Source organism: Alphaproteobacteria bacterium, from assembly GCA_033344895.1.
Taxonomy (GTDB): Bacteria; Pseudomonadota; Alphaproteobacteria; order UBA8366; family Aestuariispiraceae; genus Pacificispira.
The window spans coordinates 3,007,789-3,025,171 of sequence record JAWPMN010000001.1 but is presented as its reverse complement, the minus strand read 5'-3'; the positions used below and the strand labels follow the sequence as shown (position 1 = coordinate 3,025,171).

At 63.0% G+C, this 17,383-nt stretch carries 15 protein-coding genes; 10 read left to right on the top strand and 5 right to left on the bottom strand.

What is annotated here, in order from left to right; genetic code table 11:
• Nucleotides 1–91 precede the first annotated feature (91 nt).
• From R8L07_14520 to R8L07_14495, 6 genes are all read left to right on the top strand, one after another.
• Complete coding sequence (locus R8L07_14520) at nt 92–838, top strand: DsbA family protein (protein ID MDW3206747.1); 747 nt, start codon at nt 92–94, stop codon at nt 836–838.
• Nucleotides 835–1,569 (top strand): DNA/RNA nuclease SfsA, encoded by a 735-nt coding sequence (sfsA, locus tag R8L07_14515; protein MDW3206746.1) that lies wholly within the window; start codon nt 835–837, stop codon nt 1,567–1,569. Before R8L07_14520 ends, sfsA begins: the two co-directional genes overlap by 4 nt.
• A gap of 40 nt (nt 1,570–1,609) precedes the next feature.
• Nucleotides 1,610–2,416 carry a type I methionyl aminopeptidase gene (map, locus tag R8L07_14510; protein ID MDW3206745.1) on the top strand — a complete coding sequence of 269 codons (807 nt, stop codon included), beginning with the start codon at nt 1,610–1,612 and terminating at the stop codon, nt 2,414–2,416.
• Between the two features lie 28 nt (nt 2,417–2,444).
• A complete protein-coding gene (gene radC, locus R8L07_14505) occupies nt 2,445–3,152 on the top strand; it encodes a DNA repair protein RadC (GenBank protein ID MDW3206744.1) in 708 nt (235 codons plus the stop codon).
• 145 nt (nt 3,153–3,297) lie between these two features.
• The gene (locus R8L07_14500; protein ID MDW3206743.1) at nt 3,298–4,254 is read left to right on the top strand and encodes a TAXI family TRAP transporter solute-binding subunit; all 957 of its coding nucleotides are present in this window, start codon (nt 3,298–3,300) and stop codon (nt 4,252–4,254) included.
• Nucleotides 4,255–4,327: 73 nt separating this feature from the next.
• The gene (locus tag R8L07_14495; protein MDW3206742.1) at nt 4,328–6,097 is read left to right on the top strand and encodes a TRAP transporter fused permease subunit; all 1,770 of its coding nucleotides are present in this window, start codon (nt 4,328–4,330) and stop codon (nt 6,095–6,097) included.
• A gap of 9 nt (nt 6,098–6,106) precedes the next feature.
• Here the strand turns inward: R8L07_14495 and queF are convergent, their stop codons facing one another.
• The gene (gene queF, locus R8L07_14490; protein ID MDW3206741.1) at nt 6,107–6,568 is read right to left on the bottom strand and encodes a preQ(1) synthase; all 462 of its coding nucleotides are present in this window, start codon (nt 6,566–6,568) and stop codon (nt 6,107–6,109) included.
• Between the two features lie 78 nt (nt 6,569–6,646).
• Entirely contained in the window at nt 6,647–7,777 is a 1,131-nt protein-coding gene (locus R8L07_14485; GenBank protein MDW3206740.1) for a DUF2336 domain-containing protein, read from the bottom strand.
• 219 nt (nt 7,778–7,996) lie between these two features.
• Here R8L07_14485 and R8L07_14480 point away from each other — a divergent pair, with 219 nt between their 5' ends.
• Nucleotides 7,997–8,440, top strand: coding sequence for a rhodanese-like domain-containing protein (locus tag R8L07_14480; GenBank protein MDW3206739.1), 444 nt, complete (start codon nt 7,997–7,999; stop codon nt 8,438–8,440).
• Here the strand turns inward: R8L07_14480 and R8L07_14475 are convergent, their stop codons facing one another.
• From R8L07_14475 to R8L07_14465, 3 genes are all read right to left on the bottom strand, one after another.
• Nucleotides 8,441–11,683 carry an efflux RND transporter permease subunit gene (locus tag R8L07_14475; GenBank protein MDW3206738.1) on the bottom strand — a complete coding sequence of 1,081 codons (3,243 nt, stop codon included), beginning with the start codon at nt 11,681–11,683 and terminating at the stop codon, nt 8,441–8,443.
• 21 nt (nt 11,684–11,704) lie between these two features.
• Nucleotides 11,705–12,904 (bottom strand): efflux RND transporter periplasmic adaptor subunit, encoded by a 1,200-nt coding sequence (locus tag R8L07_14470; GenBank protein MDW3206737.1) that lies wholly within the window; start codon nt 12,902–12,904, stop codon nt 11,705–11,707.
• Between the two features lie 91 nt (nt 12,905–12,995).
• Nucleotides 12,996–13,922 carry a histone deacetylase family protein gene (locus tag R8L07_14465; protein ID MDW3206736.1) on the bottom strand — a complete coding sequence of 309 codons (927 nt, stop codon included), beginning with the start codon at nt 13,920–13,922 and terminating at the stop codon, nt 12,996–12,998.
• Between the two features lie 182 nt (nt 13,923–14,104).
• Here R8L07_14465 and R8L07_14460 point away from each other — a divergent pair, with 182 nt between their 5' ends.
• The 3 genes from R8L07_14460 to dxs all read left to right on the top strand — a co-directional run bounded on the left by R8L07_14460 (nt 14,105) and on the right by dxs (nt 17,352).
• A complete protein-coding gene (locus R8L07_14460; protein ID MDW3206735.1) occupies nt 14,105–14,353 on the top strand; it encodes an exodeoxyribonuclease VII small subunit in 249 nt (82 codons plus the stop codon).
• A 65-nt stretch (nt 14,354–14,418) separates the two neighbouring features.
• Nucleotides 14,419–15,306, top strand: coding sequence for a polyprenyl synthetase family protein (locus R8L07_14455; GenBank protein MDW3206734.1), 888 nt, complete (start codon nt 14,419–14,421; stop codon nt 15,304–15,306).
• 123 nt (nt 15,307–15,429) lie between these two features.
• A complete protein-coding gene (dxs, locus tag R8L07_14450; protein ID MDW3206733.1) occupies nt 15,430–17,352 on the top strand; it encodes a 1-deoxy-D-xylulose-5-phosphate synthase in 1,923 nt (640 codons plus the stop codon).
• Nucleotides 17,353–17,383 lie beyond the last annotated feature (31 nt).

Below are 17,383 nucleotides of genomic sequence, written 5' to 3'. Positions count from 1 at the left end.
GTGGGGTCGCCCTTTCCCCCTTGGCCGGGCGTGCTGCAGCGCTTATGACAAAGACCGTGACCTGCACAGAATTTCGACGGAGACCGATATCGTGTTTCGCCCCATTCGACTGTTCCTGACGGCATGTGCCGTTTCGCTCTGCTGGTCCGGTACGGCCATTGCGCAGGATGCGATCGATCCCGCCGAACGGGCACGCATCGAATCCATCGTCCGCGATTACCTTCTGAAGAATCCGGAAATCATTCTCGAGGCGATGCAGGTCCTGGAGCAGCGCGAGACCATGGCCGGCGAGCTTCGCCGCCAGGAGGCCATTTCCGGGCTGGTGCCGACGCTGACCGCAAGCCCGCTGACCCCGGTGGTCGGCGCCGCGGACGCGGATGTCACCGTGGTCGAGTTCTTTGATTACCAGTGCGGCTATTGCAAGCGCCTGTTCCCGAGCCTGCGCAACGTCATGGAAAAGGACGAGTCGCTTCGGTTCGTCTTCGTTGAATTTCCCATTCTCGGCCCGGCTTCCCTGGTCGCGGCCCGCGCGGCGCTGGCAGCGCAGAAGCAAGACCTCTACATGGAGTTCCATACCGCCCTGATGGAATTTCAGGGACGCCTGAGTGACGATGTCATCTTCGCGAAGGCGGACGAGGTCGGTCTCGACATCGACCAACTCAAGTCGGACATGGATGACCCGCGGATCGCACAATACATCGAAATGACCCGCTCGGTCGCGGAATCCCTGGATGTACGCGGGACGCCGGCCATGGTCATCGGAAAGCAGTTCGTCGGCGGCTTCGTGCCGGGTGAGCAGCTGGAAGCGGTGATCGAACGCGCCCGGTCCGAGGGATGAGCCTGAAATACGCCGAGCCCCTGGTGGAGGCGCAGCTTCTCCGCCGCTACAAGCGTTTCCTCGCCGACATCCGGTTCGGCGGCGGTGACGAAGACATCGCCCATTGCGGCAATCCCGGCTCGATGATGGGACTGGCCGAACCGGGCACGACGATCTGGGTGTCCGCCAACCGGAACCCGACGGCAAAGCTGAACTGGCGTTGGGAGATCGCGACCCAGGTCATCGACGGGGCACCGGTGCCGGTCGGTATCAATACTAATCTGGCCAATCGCGTCGTCGAGGACGCCATCGGCCGCCACGCCATTCCCGAGCTCAACGGATACGAAGCGCTTCGTCGCGAGGTGAAGTATGGCAGCCGAAACAGCCGGATCGATCTGCTTCTGACCGATCCGGATCGCAGCGATTGTTATGTCGAAGTGAAAAGCGTCACTTTGCGCCGTCCTGACGGGCCAAATCCCGAAGCGGCCGAATTTCCCGACGCCCGTACCGAGAGAGGCGCCAAGCATCTGGCGGAACTGGCCGATATCGCCCGGGAAGGCGGTCGTGCCGTGATGTTCTACCTTGTCCAGCGGGGCGATTGTGCCCATTTCAGCCTTGCATCCGATATCGATCCGGCCTATGCCGCCGCCTTCGCAGAGGCGCGGGATGCCGGAGTTGAAGCGGTATGCTATGATTGCGCCGTCACGCCGCACGGCATAAAACTGAAGTCCGCGTTGCCGCTACGGATATAGGTCCGTTTCCGGCAGCGCCAGAAACGAGACAGTGACCGAAATGCTCTACGATACCGAAGCCGGCCGCATCAAACTGCACAATGCGGAAGATTTCGAAGGAATGCGCAAGGCGGGACGCCTTGCCGCGGAAACGCTCGACTTCATCACGCCCCATGTCCAGCCCGGCATCAGCACCGGCGAACTGGACCGGCTGTGCCACGAATACATCACCGATCACGGGGCGATCCCGGCGCCGTTGAACTATCGCGGCTTTCCCAAGTCGATCTGCACCAGCGTGAATCACGTCGTCTGCCACGGCATTCCCGATGACGCGAAGCTTCTGAAGGACGGCGATATCATCAATATCGACGTTACGGTCATCCTCGACGGCTGGCACGGCGATACCAGCCGGATGTTCCTGGTCGGTGACAAGGTGTCCGTGAAGGCGCGCAATCTGTGCGACGTGACCTATGAATCCATGATGAAGGGCATTGAGGCCGTGCGCCCCGGCATGCGGTTGGGCGAAATCGGCCACATCATTCAGAGCTATGCCGAATCCCGTCGCTTTTCGGTGGTTCGCGATTTTTGCGGCCATGGTCTCGGCCGCGTGTTTCACGACGCGCCCAGCGTCCTTCACTACGGCGAACCCGATACCGGGGTCGAATTGCGCGAAGGCATGTTCTTCACGATCGAGCCGATGATCAATGCCGGCCGGTATCCTGTGAAGACGCTGAACGACGGCTGGACCGCGGTGACCAAGGACCGGTCCCTGTCGGCCCAGTTCGAGCATTCGATCGGCGTGACCGCCGACGGGTACGAGATCTTTACCGCCTCGCCAAAGGGCTGGGATCGCCCGCCCTACGTCTGACGCCTGAAACCGGCCCGAAGGACATGCCGTGACCGACCCCGTCGATCCGCCGGTTTCTGCTGACCCGCCCCACTACCAGGGGCATAGAAAGCGCCTCAAAGCTCGCTTTTTGAATGATCTCGGCGCCAGCATGCAGGATTACGAACTGCTGGAGCTGCTGCTGTGTCAGACAATTCCGCGCAAGGATGTGAAACCGCTGGCGAAGGACCTGATCGCCCGGTTCGGCAGCTTCGGCGGCGTCCTGTCCGCCGACCCCGCCGTCCTGATGGCGCAGAGCGGGTTGAAGGAGAATGCGGTCGTCGGACTGAAGACCGTTCAGCAGGCCGCCTTGCGGCTGATCCGGCAGGACCTGGACAGGATGGATGTGCTGTCATCCTGGCAGGCGGTGATCGATTATTGCCGCGCCGCGATGGGGCGCGACGCCGTCGAGCAGACGCGCCTTTTGTTTCTGGACGGCAGCAACCGGCTGATCGCGGATGAGGTCCAGCAGCGCGGCACCGTCAATCACACGCCGCTATACCCCCGGGAGGTCGTCAAACGCGCTCTGGAGCTGAGCGCAAGCGCGCTGATCATGGTCCACAACCACCCGTCCGGCGACCCGACCCCGTCCCGTCCCGATATCGACATGACCGCCGCCGTGCGCGATGCCCTGGCGCAGATCGACATTCAATTGCACGATCACATCATCATATCCCGGTCCGGCCATACCAGCCTGCGTGCCGAGGGGTATATCTGACCCACCGACGAGCGCCTGTTTCCAAACTGATTGGCCGGTGGGTCCGCGCCCCAATTCTTGCCCCCATGCGGCGGCTGGATTAGTGATTGATCCAGCGGCGGACCGACAGGCGGCCCCGCCCATAACGGCGATTGAGGGAGGTCCCATGAAACTGTTTGGCAAATTGGCCGCGATCGGCCTGATGACCGCGCTGCCGCTTGCGGCGGCCCAGGCGGAAACCCGGGTCACGTACAAGTCGGCGAGTTCGTCGTCTTCCTATTACCAGATGGCGGTCCAGATCGCAGAGGCCATGAAGGCCGGCACCGACGGCGGCATCATCGTGACCGTCGAGGAAAGCCAGGGCTCCGTCCAGAACGTGATGGAATCCGCGGCCCGTACCGGCAACTATGTCTTCACCACCCCGCCGGCGCTGGTCAGTCTCGCCCAGGGCGGCAAGGCCATGTTCGAAGGCAAGTCGAACCCGCGTTTCGATGAGATCCGCGCGCTGTTTCCGATCCCGTCCCTGACCATGCATTTCGTGGTGCGCAGCGACAGCGGCGTCTCCGACCTGGCAGGGCTGGAAGGCAAGACGGTTCTTCTGGGCAAGGGCAGCTTTGGCGCCCGCGAAGGTGAGAAGTACCTCAAGATGTTCGGCCTTGAAGGCAAGGTCGACCTGGCCGATGTCGAGTTGTCCAACGCCGTGCCGGCCCTGAAGAACGGCCAGATCGACGGTTTCGTCACCGCCGGCTCCTTCCCGGCACCGAACGTCATCGAGGCCGCCGCCGGATCGGATGTGACCGTGCTGTCGCTTAGCGACGACCAGATCGCGGAAACCAAGCGCCTGCGCGTCGTCATCCCGGCCGGAACCTATGCCGGTCAGGACACCGATATCGTGACGACCGGTCTGCCGGTGGTCGCCTACACGACGACCGACATGGACGATGACACCGCATACCAACTGACCAAGACCTATTGGGATCAGAAGGCCAAGATGGGCGCCGATGCCGCCTGGTGGAACGGCGTGTCCGCGGACATGCTGGAGAACATTTCCGGCAAGATCCATCCCGGCGCGCTGAAATACTACAAGGAACAGGGCTTCCCGCTTCAAGACGCCCACATGTAAGTGACGTCGAAGTTCGGCCGGCTCTTCGCACAACGGGGGTCGGCCGCTTCTTTTATTCACACAGGACCGAAGCATGAGCGCATCCGCGCGGATGATCTGGGCCGCCCTCGGTGCGGTATCCATCGCCTTTCATCTCTGGCTGATCTTCTCAGGCCTGATCCCGAACCTGGTATCGCGCCCACTGCATATGGCGCTCGCCCTTCCCTGGGCGATGCTGTTCATTGCGGAGACCACGGTACAGCGGATCGTCGGCTGCGTTCTTGGAAGCCTCGGCCTCGCGGCCTGCTTCTGGATTGCCTGGCAGCATGATGTCCTGTCGGACCAGTACGGCTTCCTGCAGGGCAATTTCCAGATCGCCGTCTCCGTCGTCCTGCTTGTCACCGTCCTGGAAATGGCGCGCCGGTCCATCGGCTGGCCTCTGCCGCTCGTCGCGGCCCTGGCCCTGCTTTACGGTCTGTTCGGCCAGCACATTCCGGGCGAATTCGGTCACCCGGGTACACCGCTGCAGAGCTTCCTGGGAACGCTGACCATCGCCGAAGGCGGAATCTGGGGCAAGCTCACCGGTGTCTCTGTATCCATCGTCGCCATTTTCGTCATTTTTGGCGCCGTCCTGAATTCCGGGGAAGCCGGCCAGGGTTTCATGAATGTCGCCGCCGCGGTCGCCGGTCGGCTGCGCGGCGGGGCTGCCAAGGTCTCCGTCATCTCCTCCGCCCTGTTCGGTTCGATCTCCGGCTCGGCTTCGGCCAATGTCGCTTCAACCGGGGCGATCACCCTGCCCGCCATGACGCGATTGGGATATCCCCGCTCGCTCGCGGGCGCTGTTGAGGCCGTCGCCTCCTCCGGTGGCCAGATCATGCCGCCGTTGATGGGCGCCGGGGCCTTCGTCATGGTCGAACTGACCGGCACGCCCTATACCGAGATCATGGCTGCCGCCCTACTACCGGCCGTCCTCTATTTCGCGGCCTGCTGGTTCGGGATCGATGCGTTCTCCCTGCGCCACAAACTGTCCGGCCTGGCAGCCGAGGACCGGCCGCCCATGCGCGCGGTCCTGATCACCGCCGCCTTCTTCATGGTGCCCTTCTCGATCCTGCTCTGGGGCATGTTTGTGGGCGATTACACGCCGCAATATGCCGCATGTCTCGCCATCCTGGCCGGGGCGGTCCTGCTGGTGACGGACGGCAAACTGTCCCTGGACTGGCGGCGAACCCTGTCCCGTATCGAGGCAACCTGCCTGTCCGCGGGGCGTCAGATCGCCACCATCGCATCGATCATCCTGTGTGCCTCCATCATCATCGGTGTGCTGGGCATCACCGGATTGGGGGTCAAGATCACCTCCCTGATCCTGTCCGGGTCCGGTGGCATGCTGTGGCCGGCCCTGCTGCTGACGGCGCTGGCCTGCCTGATCCTCGGCATGGAGGTTCCGACGACGGCAGCCTATGTGATCTGCATCTCGGTGGCGGGACCGGCATTGATGGAGTTGGGCCTGGCGCCGCTTCAGGCGCATCTCTTCGTGTTCTGGTTCGCCTTGTTGAGCACCATCACGCCTCCAGTCTGTGGCGCGGTCTTCATTGCCGCCGGAATGGTCAGTGAGAACTGGCTGAAAGTCGCCGTTTCCGCCATGGGGCTGGGCGTCGGTCTCTACCTGATCCCGCTCGGCATGATCGCGAATCCGGCCTTGATCGACCTGTCCGAAAACCCGACCGCGGCAGTCCTGGCATCCGTGAAGCTGGCAATTGCGCTCGCGGCCATTTCCTTCGGGCTCATTGCGCCGTTCAAACTGCCGGTGCGTGCCGTGCTGGTTGGAGTGGGGGCCGTCGTGCTGTTCGTGCCCGCCCCCTGGTAGACCTGCCGGTCAGCCACGCCCGCGATAGGGCGCGACACCGGGGTCCGGCGCCCAGACGCCCGCCGGAAGCTTGCCATGCTGCCAGAACACGTCGATCGGAATGCCGCCGCGCGGATACCAGTAACCGCCGATACGCAGCCAGCGCGGCGACAGTTCCGCCACAAGTCTGCGCCCGATACCGACCGTACAATCCTCGTGAAAGGCGCCGTGGTTGCGGAAGGAATGCATGTATAGTTTCAGGGATTTGGACTCCACGATCCACTGATCGGGGATGTAATCGATTACCAGATGGGCAAAATCCGGCTGCCCGGTGACCGGGCAGATCGAGGTGAATTCCGGCACCGTAAAGCGCGCCACATAATCCGTATCGGCATGCGGATTGGGCACACGTTCCAATACGGCCTCAGCGGGATCTGTCGGGTTGGGCGCGGCCTGCCCCAATTGTGAAAGGCCAGTCGTATCGGTGGTCATCTCGGGCTCCTCTCGTGTCGCCGGGCCGGTTTAGGGCAAGGACGACCAAATGACCAGAGCCGGTGCTACGACAATCTCCTACGCGGCCTTCGATGCCTGTGCCAGCCGCCCGAACTTGGCGAGCAGATAGTCTACATTATCGGCGCCGAACTCTTCGACAATCTCTTCATGTTCGGTCAGCACCCGCTCCAAGAGGCGGCGCATGCGATGTTCGGGATCGTCGTCCGTCCGCTCCATCTCCGCGCTGTGAACCATATCCAGGGCGGACCGGTAGGCGGGCAGCAGCGCCGGCGGCATGCCGGCCTTCTGATACAGCGATTTCAGCCCCAGTTCGCCATCATCGTGGATCAACATGCGGGCATTGGCGACCGGTACGCTGGCCAGCGAGGCAAGGGCATGTTCGAAGAAACCGAGATCGCCGACACAGAGCGCGCGCAGAATGATCGACGGTGTCAGACGGCCATTGTTCTGCAATTGCTCGACCAGGGCCGCAACCTGTTCGGAATTGCCCTGGCCGGACAGGCCGAGCGTCGCCTTCTCGCGGCTCTGCAGGATGAGGTCCGTCGCGGTCTGCTCCGGCAGTTCATGGTGCTGGACCAGATAGTCCTTCAGATGATCGGCGACCCGTGCGACGAGTTTTTCGGCGATGGTTACAGGCAAGGTCGGGCGATGTACCAGCGGATCCTGTATCTGCGGCCGGTCGCCATAGGTTTCCACCACCCTGTCCAGGGCCGTTTCGCTGATCTCGGCGCCCGAGTTGGAAACCAGGGTTACGACGGCCTCCTCGTCCCCGTGCTCAACGATTGCGTCAGAGACTTTCGAGGAAACGGTTGGGCGCCCTGCCACGGCCTTGGTGCGCGCACCGCCCTGCGTGCTGACGATCTCCACCAGATCCGCGTCGGTCAGGGCCTCCGAGAACTGGATCATCGGCAGGGCGACTTCGTCGGACAGGTCGTTGGCCAATGATTTCGCCAGATTGCTTTCGATATCCGGCGCGTCTTTCAGGTGCTTCGACAGGGCAGCACGGACGCGTTCCTCCGCATCCTTCACCATGACCCGGAAGATATCCTCGGCAATCTGCCTTTCGGATGCGCTCAATGCGCCGGAACCGAATTGGGCAGCGATCTTGTCCGCGGCCAGAGCCCGATTGTCCGTCGACGGATCGGTCAGAAGCCGTTGTACATCAGAAGCGGTCAGTTTCTCGGCCATATCAGCGACTTTCTCAAATCAACGTGCGCCCGCGAGTATTTCTGCAGGGGACAATTACCCTTATACAATACGCTCCAAGCCGTTTTACGCCAAGAGGCGCGGTTCCGCGCCGGTTTTCCGTAGCGTACTTCACGACCTCTTGACTATGCGTTCCTGCCGCAGAATGTCATCAAATGCATGAAAACCGGGCCTAAACACACTGTGCTGCACGAGACGACGATGTTGAGAATTTTGCTTAAAGCTGTGGCGATCCTTTACCTGGGTACGATGTTGAGCGGTCCCGCGGCAGCTCAGGACGGCGTGATTGACGCCCCGACCGCCCTCCAACTGCAGAATGAAGGGGCGATCACCATTGTTGACATACGGCGTCCGCAGGAATGGCAGGACACTGGTATTCCCCGCGGGGCCCGTGCGATCAGCATGCACCATCCGGACGGCCCGGCGGGCTTTCTCGCTGCGGTTCTGGATAGTGTCGACGGCGACAAGAGCACGCCCATCGCCCTGATCTGTGCTTCCGGTGTGCGGTCCACCTGGGCCAGTACCTTCCTGGCCCGAAGCGGCTTCACCAGTGTCTACAACATCAAGGAAGGCATGCTGGGCCGCGGGCGTGCATCGGGATGGATCGCCCGCGGGAACCCGGTGGAGCCTCCTCCCGCGCAGTGATCACTCCGCGGGATTCAGTTCCTTGTTCGTCGTCCGGCTCTTTTCCTCCGCTGCGCGGTTGCCGCCCTCCAGTGTCTTGAGGAACAGCGCCAGCAGCGGCGGAATGATGGTCAGCGTCAGGACCGCCGAAAGCGAAAGCCCGCCGACGACCACGGAACCGAGGCCGCGATAGATCTCCGACCCGGCGCCCGGCAGAACGACCAGCGGCGTCATGCCGAACACGCTGGTAAGCGTCGACATGAAGATCGGACGAATCCGGTTCCGGGTGGCCTCGATGATCGACTCCTCCGGTGACAGGCCTTCCTCACGCAGGTGATACAGTGTCTGGTGTACGATCAGGATCGCATTGTTCACCACGATGCCGATCAGGATCACGAAGCCGAGCAATGTCAGCATGTCCATCGGCTGGCTGATATAGAGGTTCAACACCGTCAGGCCGCCGACGCCGCCGGCCATGGCCAGTGGCACGGACAGCACGATGATCAGCGGATAGAAGAAGCTTTCGAACAGGACCGCCATCACCAGATAGACGATGACCAGCGCCAGCAGCAGGTCGAACTGCATGACCGCCCAGGTCTCGTTCAATTTATCCGCCGTCCCCGACAGACCGATTTCGACGCCGGCCGGAAGTCCTTGCGCCGCGAGGACAGCGATCACCTCGGTCTGCAGCTTCTCCAGGGCAACACCCAACGGCATGTCGTCCTGCGGCCGCAACTGCAGCGTCACGGTCCGGACCCGCTCGGTATGGCGGATCTGCGTCGGCCCGGATGTCACGACGACCTCCGCCAGCGAACTGGTCGGCAGGATCGTGCCAGATCGCGTCACGACCGGCAGGCTGGCAACGCCCTGTGTCGTCGTAATGCCGCGCGCGTCGCCGCTGAGCATCAGGTCCATCAACTTGCCGCCGACCGTGATCTCCGCCACCCGCAATCCGTCATTGAACGCGTCGACGGTCTGCCCCAGTTCGGTGGCGGTAACCCCGTTGTCCGACAACAGGATCGGATCCGGCAGGACGCGCACTTCCGGTTCGCCGAGCTCCAGCCCCGGGATCGGCCGGATCTGGTTGCCGCGCTCGAACGGAAACAATTGCGAAACCATGCCCATCGCGCGCTGCGCAACCCCCATCACCTCTGGCAATTCCGGCCCGCGAATATCGATGTCGATCGATCGGGAACCCCCAACGCCACGTCCGAAGATGGACGGTTGCGTGAAGAATCCGAACGTACCCGGCTCCGCAAATACCGGGCGTTGCAGGTAAGGCATCAGTTCCGCGACACGTGGCGCCTGTTCCTGGGTCGTATTGGCACCAATGAAAGTCAGGGAATTCAACGCAACGAAGAAGAAGTTCTTCATCGGTGGCGGTGCGTCTTCGTCCACTTCGACGCTTTCTGCCTCTTCCACGCCGGGCTGGGCCTGCTTGCCGGTCTCGACCCAAAGCGGCCGGACAGCAGCTTCGACCCTCCCCGCCATGTCGCGCATCGTGTCCAGATTGTAGCCCGGCGGCGGGAAGACCATGCCGAAAATGAAGTTCTGGTTCCCTTCCGGCAGATACTCCAGATCCGGCAGGAGCTTGTATGTGATGAACCCGGTTCCCCCCGTCATGCCGATCACCAGAACCGCCGCCAGCAGACGATTTCGGACCACGGCGCGGGTCAGCGCCATGACCACGGCGACGAAGCCGCGCCCGAAATGATCGATCAACGGCAGTTTGAGAGGCGGGCTGTTCGGGTCGCTGATACCGGACTTCAGCAGCCCCCTCGACAGGGCCGGAATGACCGTTACCGAAACCAGCAGCGACAACATGACGGCAACGGAAATCGCCACCGCGATATCTCGGAACAACTGGCCTACCTCAAGGTCCATGACCAGAATCGGAATGAACACCATCACCGTCGTCAGGGCGGACACCAGGATCGCGCCCCAGACCTGCTTGGCGCCCAGATAGGCGGCCTCGGCCACCGGTTTGCCGTCCTGGCGATGACGGTAGATGTTTTCCAGCACCACGATCGCCGCATCGACCACCATCCCGACGGCGAAGGCGATCCCGGCGAGACTAACGACATTCAAGGACCGACCGAGCGCCGCCATGGCAACGAAGGAAGCAATGACCGAAACCGGGATTGCCAAAGCGACAACCAGGGTGGCGCGGATGGAGCGCAGGAAGACCAGCAGCAGAATGACCGCCAGCATCCCGCCATAGAAGATGTTCCCGGTCACCAGATCGATGGCGGAATTGATGTAGACCGTCTCGTCGTAGAGTTGCTCAAGATAGAGGCCGTTCGCCGCCAGGATCCCGTCGTTAAGCTCCTGCACCGCCGCGCGAATGCCGACCATCGTCTCGATGACGTTGGCGCCCACTTCGCGGGTCGCGTTCAGGGCAATGGCCTGAATCCCGTTGGACCGGATATAGGCGACGGAATCCTTGTGGCCGAACGTCACCTCGGCGATATCACCGACTGTGACGCGTGCGACGCGGCCCGTACTCTCGTCCGTGAAGGTTCGCAGCACGACCTGACGCACGCGATCGACATTGCTGAACTCGTTATCGGTACGCACGATATAGCGACGCTTGCCTTCGTCCACATCACCGCCCGTGATCGATGCATTCGCCGCCCGCAGGGTGTTGACCACATCGGAAACGGTCAGTTTGAACTCCGCCATCCGAACCGGATCGACGATGACCTGCATTTCTTCGGCACCGCCGCCATAGACATCGGAACCTCCGACGCCGGGCACGCGCTCCAGCCGCGCCTTGACATAATCCTCGGCGAAATCGCCGAAGGTATGCATCGGCCGTTCGTTGCCCTCCGTGCGAAGCAGGCGGAACCAGGCAATGGCGTTGTCTTCCGATCCGGCGGTATCCAAGGTCGGTTCGTCCGATTCCGGCGGATAGCTGGAAACCCGATCAAGCCGGTTCGAGACCAGCAGCAGGGCTCGGGACATGTCGGTCCCGATGGCAAATTCAAGCTCGATCTCCGCCTTGCCGTGTTCGGCAGTCCCTATCATCTTCTCCAGGCCTTCGAGCCCGTAGAGGACGTCTTCCTGTTCGTTCAGGATTTCGCGTTCGATTTCCGCGGGGGCAGCGCCGAACCAGTTGGTCGTCACCGTGATCACCGGCTTGTTGACGTCCGGTGCCAGCTGAATCGGGATGGTGGTCAGCGCAACATAGCCGAACATCACTGCCATAAGGACAGCGGCAACAACGGCAGTCGGCCGGGAAATGGCGACTCTGATCAGATCCATGATAACCCTCGTAGCCCGGTCTTAACCGGACGAGCCACTGCGGGCCTCAGCCCCGGATTCCTCCGCGCCGGGCCAGATTACGGGCTGTCCCGGCTGCAGTCTTTCATTGCCGCGGACGACGACAAGGTCTCCGGGCTGAAGCCCGTCGAGAACCACAAACCGTGTGCCGGCCGCTTCGCCCAATTGCACGGGGCGGGGCGCAACGGTCCGGTCGTCGTTGACCACGAAGACCATATTCTGCTGCCCGCGCGGCATGATGGCGTCCTTGTGCACCGTCACGACATTGCGGGCCTCGCCGACCGGCAGGTCGACAGTGACCGTCTGCCCGGCAGCCGGCGCCACGGCGGTTTCCCCATCGAAATCCGGAATGAAACGGACGATCCGCGTACGGGTCAGGGCATTTTCTTCCGGAACGACCGCCCGGACGACACCGCCATAGGTCCGACCGGCGCCGAAGTGCAGGCGAACCTCGCGGCCCATCTGCAGACCGGCGACCCGCTGCGCGGGAACATCGGCTTCAACCTCCAGATACCCGTCATTGATCAGGGTGATCGCCGGATCGCCGACATTCATGTAGGCGCCGCGCACGGTATGCCGTTCCACCACGACGCCATCGAATGGCGCCCGAACGATGCCGAGATCGACATCCAGCTGCGCTTCTGCCAGCAGGGCCCGGGCCCGCGCAACTTCAGCATTGGCTTCACCGACCTGAGCGCGGCGAACCGACACCTCGAAGGACTTGTCTTCCCGCTGAGCCGAAGAAAACGCGGCCGAGCCCTTCAGCTTGTCCAGCCGAGCCAGCTCCTGTTCTGCCAATTGAAGCTGCGCCCGGGCGGTCGAGACCGCGGCCAGCGCCGCGTCCACCGCTTCCTTGGCAACGTCGCGCGACCGTTCCAGGCGGTCCATCGACTGGGTGATCAGCACGTCCCCTTCATGGACGCGATCGCCGACCGAGACATGAACCTCAAGCACCGGGCCGCGCGCCAGGGCAGCCACGGTCCCGCGCTGTACCGCGACCAGACGGCCAAGCACCGGCACGGTCTGTGACAGGGGTTCCTCCACGACGGAATCGACTGCGACCGGCGCGCCCTGATTCTGTGCCATGGCGGGCACGGACCAGGCTGCAATGCCGAGCCAGATCGCGGCAACACCCATACCCGCCCGAAGGCCCCGATTTTCAATCACGCCGATCATCGATCCGTCCGATTTATCCAATTGCATGTGCCGTGCCCCATAGGACAACCGCCGCTATATGCGCCATCGCGTCCGGCTTGGCGAGCAAAAAGAGAACATTTAGGGCATAATATATGTACTAACGCATCAGCGCGCGCACATGTGCCGCCGCGGACCGGCCCAAAGCGTCGAGATCATAGCCACCTTCCAGCGCCGATACGACTCGGCCCTCCGCCGTCCTCTCCGCGACCCGCACCAACTCGTCGGTCACCCATTCGAAATCCGCCTCGTCCAGATTTTCCTGGGCGAGCGGATCGTCACGATGGGCATCGAACCCGGCGGAAATGATCAGTAGCTCCGGCCCGAATTCGGACAATCTCGGAAGAACGATGTCCCGATAGGCGGCACGAAACTCGTCGGACCCGCCATAGGGCGGAAGCGGCACGTTGACAATGTTCTGTGCAACGCCGGTTTCCGAAACACGACCGGTTCCGGGGTAAAGCGGCATCTGGTGGGTCGAGCCATAGAAAAGCATCGGCTCGTTTTCGAACATTGCCTGGGTGCCGTTGCCATGATGAACGTCGAAGTCGATCACCGCGACCCGCTGCAGATGATGGGCGTCCCGGGCATGAGCTGCGCCGATCGCCACATTGTTGAACAGGCAGAACCCCATCGTGCGATCGGGTTCGGCATGATGGCCGGGGGGCCGCACGGCGCAGAAGGCCCGCTTTGCCTCGCCCTTCATGACGGCGTCCACCGCGGCAACAACCCCGCCGGCCGCCCGCAGCGCCGCCTCGCGCGATCCGACGCTGACCGCCGTATCAGCGTCGATCTGGACTCTTCCTTCGGTCGGAAAGGCGTCGAAAAGGGCGTCGACATAGCGCGCCGGATGCATCAGAAGCAGTCGGTCCCGGTCCGTTTCCGGCGCCTCGCGCCGTTCCAGCTCCTCGAACCCGGGACCTTCCAACGCCGCCAGAACGGCCGCGAGCCGAGCCGGCTGTTCCGGGTGGCCATCGCCCATGTCATGTCCGGCGCAGGCAGGGTGGGTAAAGAGCAGGGTCCGCATGGGTACCGGCTTTCTGAAACGGTGTTGAATTTCTGACGCGTCAGCGAGAGTGGAACCGGATCCGTCCGTTTGCAACCATGCTGCACGATGTGCCCGGCAGCCCCCCATGCGTCGGTTGCACGGCAGGGCCGGTGCGCCCTACACTCCCCGTTCCAGCGAAACCCCAAGGCAACAGGATTGGCATGACCGAAGCGACTTCTCCGGATATCGAAAAGCTCTCCTTTGAAGAGGCCATGAGCGAACTGGAAGCGATCGTGCGGAAGCTCGAATCCGGCGAGATCAAGCTTGAAGAGAGCATCGATGCCTATGAGCGCGGTTCGCGGCTCAAGGAGCACTGCCAGGAAAAGCTGAAGAACGCGAAGGCGCGGATCGACAAGATTTCCATCGGACCGGACGGTGCAGCCCGCGCCGAACCGGCGGATATCGACTGACTGACCACGTTGCCGGTCTTAAATGCCGGCATCCGTACCGACCCATTTTTTGAGGACGACATCGAATGACCGATCTTGCGCGGGCCATGGCCGACCTTGCTGCCAGCCTGGAAGACGTCTTGGACCGTTTGCTGCCGAAGGACGAAGCACCCGAGCGCGAACTGCTGGAAGCGATGCGGTACGCCACGCTGGACGGCGGAAAGCGGATCCGGCCCTTCCTGACCGCGCAAAGCGCGGGTCTTTTCGGGGTCGCCAGCAACGCCGCACTGCGGACGGGTGCGGCGCTGGAAATGGTGCATTGCTATTCGCTGGTGCATGACGACCTGCCGGCCATGGATGACGATGCCCTGCGCCGCGGCAAGCCGACGGTGCACAAGCGCTATGGAGAAGCGACCGCCATCCTCGCGGGGGACGCTTTGCTGACCCGCGCCTTCGAGGTTCTGGCGTCGGATTCGACCCATTCGAACCCGGCGGTGCGCGCCGAACTGGTCAAGGAACTGGCCAAGGCGGCGGGCGGCCACGGCATGGTCGGTGGCCAGATGATCGACCTCAAAGCCGCGGACGGCGGCCTGGATATCGGCGGCATCACCCGCCTGCAGCGTTTGAAGACCGGACGGTTGATCGACTTCGCCTGTCAGGCCGGCGCGATCCTGGGCCGTGCCCCCCTGGCCGCGCGAGAGGCGCTGCGCGGCTACACCCACGACCTCGGTCTCGCATTCCAGATCGCCGACGATCTGCTGGATGTCGAAGGGGATGCAGAGGTCATGGGCAAGGCGGCCGGGAAGGACGTCAAGCAGGGCAAGGCGACCTTTGTGTCGATCCTGGGTGTCGAACGCGCCCGCGATCAGGCCAACCGCCTGGCCGACCAGGCCGCCCATCACCTGAAACCGTTCGGTGACAAGGCCGACCTGCTGCGCGACCTGGCGCGGTTCGTGGTGGAGCGCAAGCACTGAACCGCCATGGTTTTGCCCCCGGCGCGCCGTGATGCCGCGCCGGAAATGGCTGGAAAAGCCCCCTATAACGAGCTACGTGTTTGCTGAAACGTGACAATTGCTACAAGGCAAGGCAGCGATACCGTGACCGACGCCACGCCCCTACTCGACCAAATCACCGTTCCGGCCGATCTGCGGAAGCTGGATGTCAACCAACTGCGCCAGGTAGCGGATGAACTGCGCACGGCCACCATTCGCGCCGTATCCCAGACCGGGGGGCATCTCGGCGCAGGGCTGGGTGTGGTCGAACTGACCGTCGCGCTGCATTATGTCTACAATACCCCCGATGATCGGCTGATCTGGGATGTCGGGCATCAGTGCTATCCGCACAAGATCCTGACCGGGCGGCGCGATCGCATCAACACGCTGCGTCAGGGCGGAGGCCTCAGCGGTTTCACCAAGAGGGCGGAAAGCGAGTACGACCCGTTCGGCGCGGCGCATTCCTCTACCTCCATCTCTGCCGGTCTCGGCATGGCGGTGGCGCGCGACCTGAAGGGTGGCGACAACCATGTCGTATCCGTGATCGGCGACGGCGCGATGTCCGCGGGCATGGCCTATGAAGCCATGAACAATGCCGGCGCGACCAATTCGCGCCTGACCGTCATCCTGAACGACAACGACATGTCCATCGCCCCGCCTGTCGGCGCGATGAGCGCCTATCTGTCCCGGCTGCTGTCGTCGAAATCCTATCTGAGCCTGCGCGAGATCGGCAAACACATCGCCGAACGGTTCCCGCGCCAGTTCGAGCGCGCCGTCGAGAAGGCAGAGGAATTCGCCCGCGGCTTCGTCACCGGCGGGACCCTGTTCGAGGAAATGGGGTTCTATTACGTCGGCCCGATCGACGGCCATAACATGGAACACCTGCTGCCGGTTCTGAAGAATGTGCGCGAGGCGCGCGACGCCGGGCCGGTGCTGATCCATGTGGTGACGCAAAAGGGCAAAGGCTACGAACCCGCCGAAAACTCCGCCGACAAGTATCACGGCGTCGCGAAGTTCGACGTCGTCACCGGTGCCCAGCACAAGCCAAAGCCGAACGCGCCGGCCTATCAGAATGTCTTCGGAGAGGTGCTGGCAAAGCTGGCCCAGGACGACGACAAGATCGTCGCGATCACCGCCGCCATGCCGTCGGGCACCGGGGTAAACATCTTCGAGAAGTCGCATCCGGAACGCACCTTCGACGTGGGAATTGCCGAACAGCATGCGGTAACATTCGCCGCCGGTCTGGCATCCGAGGGATACCGCCCCTTCGCGGCGATCTATTCGACCTTCCTGCAGCGTGGATACGACCAGGTCGTTCACGACGTCGCCATCCAGAAACTGCCGGTGCGTTTCGCGATCGACCGGGCCGGCTATGTCGGTGCCGACGGCCAGACCCATTGCGGCGCCTTCGACCTTGCCTATCTGTGCTGTCTTCCGGACTTTGTCGTCATGGCGCCGTCGGACGAGGCGGAACTGGCGCATATGGTCGCCACGGCCGCCGGCATCGACGACCGTCCTTCGGCCATCCGCTATCCGCGCGGTGAAGGCACGGGGATCGAACTGCCCGAGACCCCGACGGCACTCGAGATCGGCAAGGGCCGGATCCTGCGGGAAGGCAAGACGGTCGCGATCCTGTCCTTGGGAACCCGACTGCAGGATGCGCTTTCCGCCGCCGACGATCTTGCGGCACGCGGATTCTCCACGACGGTCGCCGACGCCCGCTTTGCGAAGCCGGTCGACGCCGAGCTCATTCGCCGGCTCGCCGAAACGCACGACGTGCTGATAACCGTGGAAGAAGGATCCATTGGCGGCTTTTCGGCTCAGGTGATGGACGTTCTGACGCGAAACGATCTGCTTCAGGGCCTGAAGGTCCGTACGCTGTACATGCCCGACGTCTTCCTGGATCAGGACAAGCCGGCTGCGCAGGTGGCCGAAGCCGGGCTGGATTCGGCAGGGATCGTCGAGGCCGCCCTGTCCGCCCTTGGCGCGGACCGGACCGACACCGCGGAGAAGCCGGCCCGAGCCTGATTCCGCGTATTCGGGCGGGCTGACGTTGCAG